This window comes from Streptomyces otsuchiensis (assembly GCF_004305975.1).
In the GTDB taxonomy this organism is placed as follows: domain Bacteria; phylum Actinomycetota; class Actinomycetes; order Streptomycetales; family Streptomycetaceae; genus Streptomyces; species Streptomyces otsuchiensis.
In genome coordinates this window covers 1-5,038 of record NZ_BHZI01000354.1, presented here as the reverse complement: position 1 = coordinate 5,038, position 5,038 = coordinate 1, and the positions used below count along the sequence as shown (strand labels likewise).

Below are 5,038 nucleotides of genomic sequence, written 5' to 3'. Positions count from 1 at the left end.
CGACTGCGGCCTCGCCCCGCCACCCGGCGTCTGGCCCCGCCGTGCAGCCCGACGCGCGCCCCGCGCGGCGCCGGCCCGAGGGTGGGGCCGCCCGTCGCACCGCCCGTACTCCGGGCGCGGGGTCCGGCCGTGGCCGGAGGCCCGGCGTCGGAGAGGCGGAGGCACTGCTGCGCCGGGCGGACGTCGCCATGTACCAGGCGAAGCGCGGCGCCCGGACCGCCGTGGAGGTCTACGACGCCTCACGTGACACCAACACCCCGGCCAGGCTGAGCCTGCTCGGGGACCTTCGCGCCGCGCTGGACGGCGGCGAGGTCCGTCTGCACTACCAGCCGAAGGTCCGCTTCGACGGCAGTGTCGCCGGCCTGGAGGCGCTGATCCGCTGGGAGCACCCGAGGCGGGGGCGGGTCCCGCCGGACGAGTTCATCACCGTGGCTGAGGCGTCCGGCCTGATGCCCCGGCTCACCGAGTACGTGCTGGAGACGGCTCTCGCCCAGCTCGCCCGCTGGCGCGACCAGGGCATCACGGTGCCGGTCGCCGTCAATGTGTCCCCGCGCGACGTGCACAGTCCCGGGTTCGCCGGCGCGGTCGCCGCCCGGCTCGCCCGGCACGGCGTACCCGCCGGCTCGCTCCAGCTGGAGATCACCGAGCACGTGATGCTGGAGGACCCGCAGCAGGCGGCCGACACCCTCGCCGGGCTCACCGGGCACGGAGTGCGGATGTCGCTGGACGACTTCGGTACCGGCTACTCCTCGCTGGTCCACCTGAGGCGGCTGCCGGTGAGCGAGCTGAAGATCGACCGTTCGTTCGTGGCCCGGCTGGCCGAGGACGGGGAGGACGCCGAGATCGTGCGCTGCACGGTGGATCTGGCGCACTCCCTCGGACTGGCGGTGGTGGCGGAGGGCGTGGAGGACGCCGAGACCTGGGAACGGCTCCGCGAACTGGGCTGCGACGCGGTGCAGGGCTGGCTGCTGTCACCGGCGATGCCCGCGGCGGAGACCACCGCGTGGCTGCGGGCACGTGCCGGAGCGCCGCCCGTGCCTGCCGCCGCGGTGCCGGCGGCGGCCGAACCGGCCCGCCCCGCCGGGCCGGTGGCCGCTGCCGAACTCCGTTCCGGGCCGCGCCGGAACTGACCACCGTTGCGTCACCGGCTCCGGCCGGTCCGCTCACCGCGGCGCCGTGCGCGCAGTGCCGCCGGGGCCGCGGCACTGGTGCGCGTCCGGCCCGCCGCACCCCATAGGATTGGTGGCTCAACCCAGCCCTCGACAAGCAATGAGGATCGCCGCATGCCTGGCATCACGCGCGAGGAGGTCGCCCACCTCGCCCGGCTGGCGCGTCTGGAGCTGTCCAGCGAAGAGCTCGATCACTTCGCCGGTCAGCTCGACGACATCATCGGGGCGGTCGCCGCCGTCTCCGATGTCGCCGACGAGGACGTCCCGCCGACCTCCCATCCGCTGCCGCTGACCAACGTCATGCGACCGGACGAGGTCCGTCCGAGCCTGCCCCCCGAGCAGGTGCTCTCGCAGGCACCCGCCAGCGAGCAGCAGCGTTTCAAGGTGCCCCAGATCCTGGGGGAGGAGTGACCGGCATGAGCGAACTCACCAGGCTCACCGCGGCGGAGACCGCCGCGAAGATCGCCTCCGGCGAGGTCACCGCGGTCGCGGTCACCGAAGCCCACCTGGCGCGCATCGACGCGGTCGACGAGAAGGTGCACGCCTTTCTGCACGTCGACCGCGAGGGTGCGCTCGAACAGGCGCGCGCCGTCGACGCACGCCGGGAGGCCGGCGAGGAACTCGGCCCGCTGGCCGGCGTCCCGCTGGCGCTGAAGGACATCTTCACCACCCAGGGCGTTCCCACCACGGTGGGCTCCAAGATCCTGGAGGGATGGATCCCGCCGTACGACGCGACGGTCACCCGCCGCCTCAAGGACGCCGGCGTGGTCATCCTCGGCAAGACCAACATGGACGAGTTCGCGATGGGCTCCTCCACCGAGAACAGCGCCTACGGCCCCACCGGCAACCCGTGGGACCTCACCCGCGTCCCCGGTGGCTCGGGCGGCGGCTCCTCGGCGGCGATCGCCTCCTACCAGGCGCCGCTGGCCATCGGCACCGACACCGGCGGGTCGATCCGCCAGCCCGCGGCCGTCACCGGCACCGTCGGCGTCAAGCCGACCTACGGCGGTGTCTCCCGCTACGGCATGGTCGCGTTCTCCTCCTCCCTCGACCAGGGCGGTCCCTGCGCCCGCACCGTGCTGGACGCGGCGCTGCTCCACGAGGTGATCGCCGGTCACGACCCCATGGACTCCACCTCCATCGACGCGCCGGTGCCCTCCGTCGTCGAGGCCGCCCGCAACGGCTCGGTCGAGGGTCTGCGCGTCGGCGTCATCAGCGAGTTCCGGGGCGAGGGCTACCAGGCCGGCGTCATGCAGCGCTTCGACGAGTCCGTCGAACTGCTGCGGGAGCTGGGCGCCGAGGTCGTCGAACTGTCCTGCCCGTCCTTCACCAAGGCACTGGCGGCGTACTACCTCATCGCACCGTCCGAGTGCTCCTCCAACCTCGCCCGCTTCGACGCCATGCGCTACGGCCTGCGCACCGGCGACGACGGCACCCGGTCGGCGGAGGAGGTCACCTCCCTCACCCGGGAGGCCGGCTTCGGCGACGAGGTCAAGCGGCGCATCATGCTCGGCACCTACGCGCTGTCCTCCGGCTACTACGACGCCTACTACGGCAGCGCGCAGAAGGTCCGCACGCTCATCAGCCGCGACTTCGAGCGCGCGTTCGAGCAGGTGGACGTGGTGATCTCCCCGACCACCCCGACCACGGCCTTCCCCATCGGCGAGCGTGCGGACGACCCGATGGCGATGTATCTGGCCGACCTGTGCACCATCCCCTCCAACCTCGCGGGGAACGCCGCGATGTCGCTGCCCTGCGGCCTTGCCCCCGAGGACGGTCTGCCGGTCGGCCTCCAGATCATCGCGCCCGCGATGGCGGACGAGCGTCTCTACCGCGTGGGGGCCGCCGTCGAGGCCGCGTTCCTGGCACGGTGGGGACACCCGATTCTTGAGGAGGCACCCGCGCTATGAGCAAGCAGAAGTCGAAGCTCGGCACCTACATCTCCATCGGCACCTCGGTGTTCGGTGTGATCGGCATCGTCAAGCAGCTGCGCAGCGCCCGTCAGGAACACGACACGCTCCAGCTGATCGACGGAGTCGTCTCCGCCGCCGCCGTCATCACCGGTGTGGCCCTGCTCGGCCGGGAACTGCGCCGCATGAACGAGGACACGCACGATGTCCTCTCCGACTGAACCGCTCCGGGCGCACGGCCCCGCCGCACGGCGGGCCGCGCACCCCCGCAGCCGAGAGGTACACCCCCGTGACCGTCATTGACCTGGTGCCGTACGAGGACGCGCTGGCGACCTACGACCCCGTCATGGGCCTGGAGGTCCATGTCGAACTCGGCACCAAGACCAAGATGTTCTGCGCCTGCGCCACCACACTCCGCGCCGACGCGAACAGCCAGACCTGCCCGGTCTGCCTCGGCCTGCCGGGCGCGCTCCCCGTGGTCAACGCCATCGGCGTCGAGTCGGCGGTGCGCATCGGTCTCGCCCTGAACTGCGACATCGCCGAATGGTGCCGCTTCGCCCGGAAGAACTACTTCTACCCGGACATGCCGAAGAACTTCCAGACGTCGCAGTACGACGAGCCGATCGCCTACGGCGGTTACCTCGACGTGCAGCTGGAGGACGGCGAGATCTTCCGGGTGGAGATCGAGCGGGCCCACATGGAGGAGGACACCGGCAAGTCCACCCACGTCGGTGGCGCCACCGGCCGGATCCACGGTGCCTCCTACTCGCTGCTGGACTACAACCGGGCCGGCATCCCGCTGATCGAGATCGTCACCAAGCCGATCGAGGGCGCGGGCGCACGCGCCCCCGAGGTGGCGCGTGCCTACGTCGCGGAGCTCCGCGAGCTGATCCGGGCCCTCGGCGTCTCCGAGGCCCGGATGGAGATGGGCCAGATGCGCTGCGACGTCAACCTGTCGCTGCGCCCGCACGGCACCGAGAAGTTCGGAACCCGCAGCGAGACCAAGAACGTCAACTCGCTGCGCAGTGTCGAGCGCGCCGCCCGGTTCGAGGTCCAGCGGCACGCCGCGGTGCTCAACGCCGGCGGCACCATCGTCCAGGAGACCCGGCACTTCCACGAGGAGGACGGCTCCACCACCTCCGGCCGCGTGAAGGAGGAGGCGGAGGACTACCGCTACTTCCCCGAGCCGGACCTGGTGCCGGTGGCCCCCTCCCGCGAATGGGTCGAGAGCCTCCGCGCGGGGCTGCCCGAGCTGCCCCGACTGCGCCGTAACCGGCTGCGCGAGGAGTGGGGCATCTCGGAGCACGAGATGCGTTCGGTGCTCAACGCCGGCGCCCTGGACTCCATCATCGCCACCATCGACGCCGGTGCCGACCAGGCGGCGGCCCGTAAGTGGTGGATGGGCGAACTGGCCCGCCGCGCCAACGAGCAGGGCGTGGAGGCGACGGCGCTGCCGATCACCCCCGCGCAGGTCGCCCGTGTCGCCGAACTCGTCGCCGAGGGCTCCCTCAACGACAAGCTGGCGCGTCAGGCGATCGAGGGCGTGCTCGCCGGTGAGGGCGAACCGGACGCCGTGGTGGAGCAGCGCGGCCTGAAGATCGTCTCCGACGACGGGGCGCTCGGCCAGGCGGTCGACGACGCGATCGCCGACAACCCGGGCGTCGCGGACAAGATCCGCGGCGGCAAGGTCGCCGCCGCCGGCGCGCTGGTCGGAGCGGTGATGAAGGCCACCCGGGGCCAGGCGGACGCGGGCCGTGCCCGTGAACTGATCCTGGAGCGGTTGGCGCCGGCCGAGTAGGACGACGCACCACGCCGCGCGGCCCGAGCCGTGCGGCGGACACGGCCCCGTGCCGGCACCTGACGCGCCCCGCGCGCCACGGTGTCCGCACGGGGCCGTCGTCGTCCTCACCGCTGGATTCGAGGGACGGGCCCGGCAGCGGGGCGGGGCAGTCGTGGGGC

Annotated in this window: 5 protein-coding genes; all 5 read left to right on the top strand. The window is 72.5% G+C overall.

The window, feature by feature from the left end:
- The coding region (locus E0D90_RS23415; RefSeq protein ID WP_130799978.1) for a putative bifunctional diguanylate cyclase/phosphodiesterase at positions 1-1,130 on the top strand (1,130 nt) is incomplete at its 5' end.
- 153 nt (positions 1,131-1,283) lie between these two features.
- Positions 1,284-1,580 carry an Asp-tRNA(Asn)/Glu-tRNA(Gln) amidotransferase subunit GatC gene (gene gatC, locus E0D90_RS23410; RefSeq protein ID WP_103504574.1) on the top strand — a complete coding sequence of 99 codons (297 nt, stop codon included), beginning with the start codon at positions 1,284-1,286 and terminating at the stop codon, positions 1,578-1,580.
- 5 nt (positions 1,581-1,585) lie between these two features.
- Positions 1,586-3,079, top strand: a complete 1,494-nt coding sequence (gatA, locus tag E0D90_RS23405; RefSeq protein ID WP_130799977.1) for an Asp-tRNA(Asn)/Glu-tRNA(Gln) amidotransferase subunit GatA — start codon at positions 1,586-1,588, stop codon at positions 3,077-3,079.
- Positions 3,076-3,300 (top strand): hypothetical protein, encoded by a 225-nt coding sequence (locus E0D90_RS23400; protein ID WP_103504572.1) that lies wholly within the window; start codon positions 3,076-3,078, stop codon positions 3,298-3,300. Before gatA ends, E0D90_RS23400 begins: the two co-directional genes overlap by 4 nt.
- A gap of 68 nt (positions 3,301-3,368) precedes the next feature.
- Complete coding sequence (gene gatB / locus E0D90_RS23395) at positions 3,369-4,877, top strand: Asp-tRNA(Asn)/Glu-tRNA(Gln) amidotransferase subunit GatB (RefSeq protein ID WP_103504571.1); 1,509 nt, start codon at positions 3,369-3,371, stop codon at positions 4,875-4,877.
- The last annotated feature ends 161 nt before the right edge of the window (positions 4,878-5,038 follow it).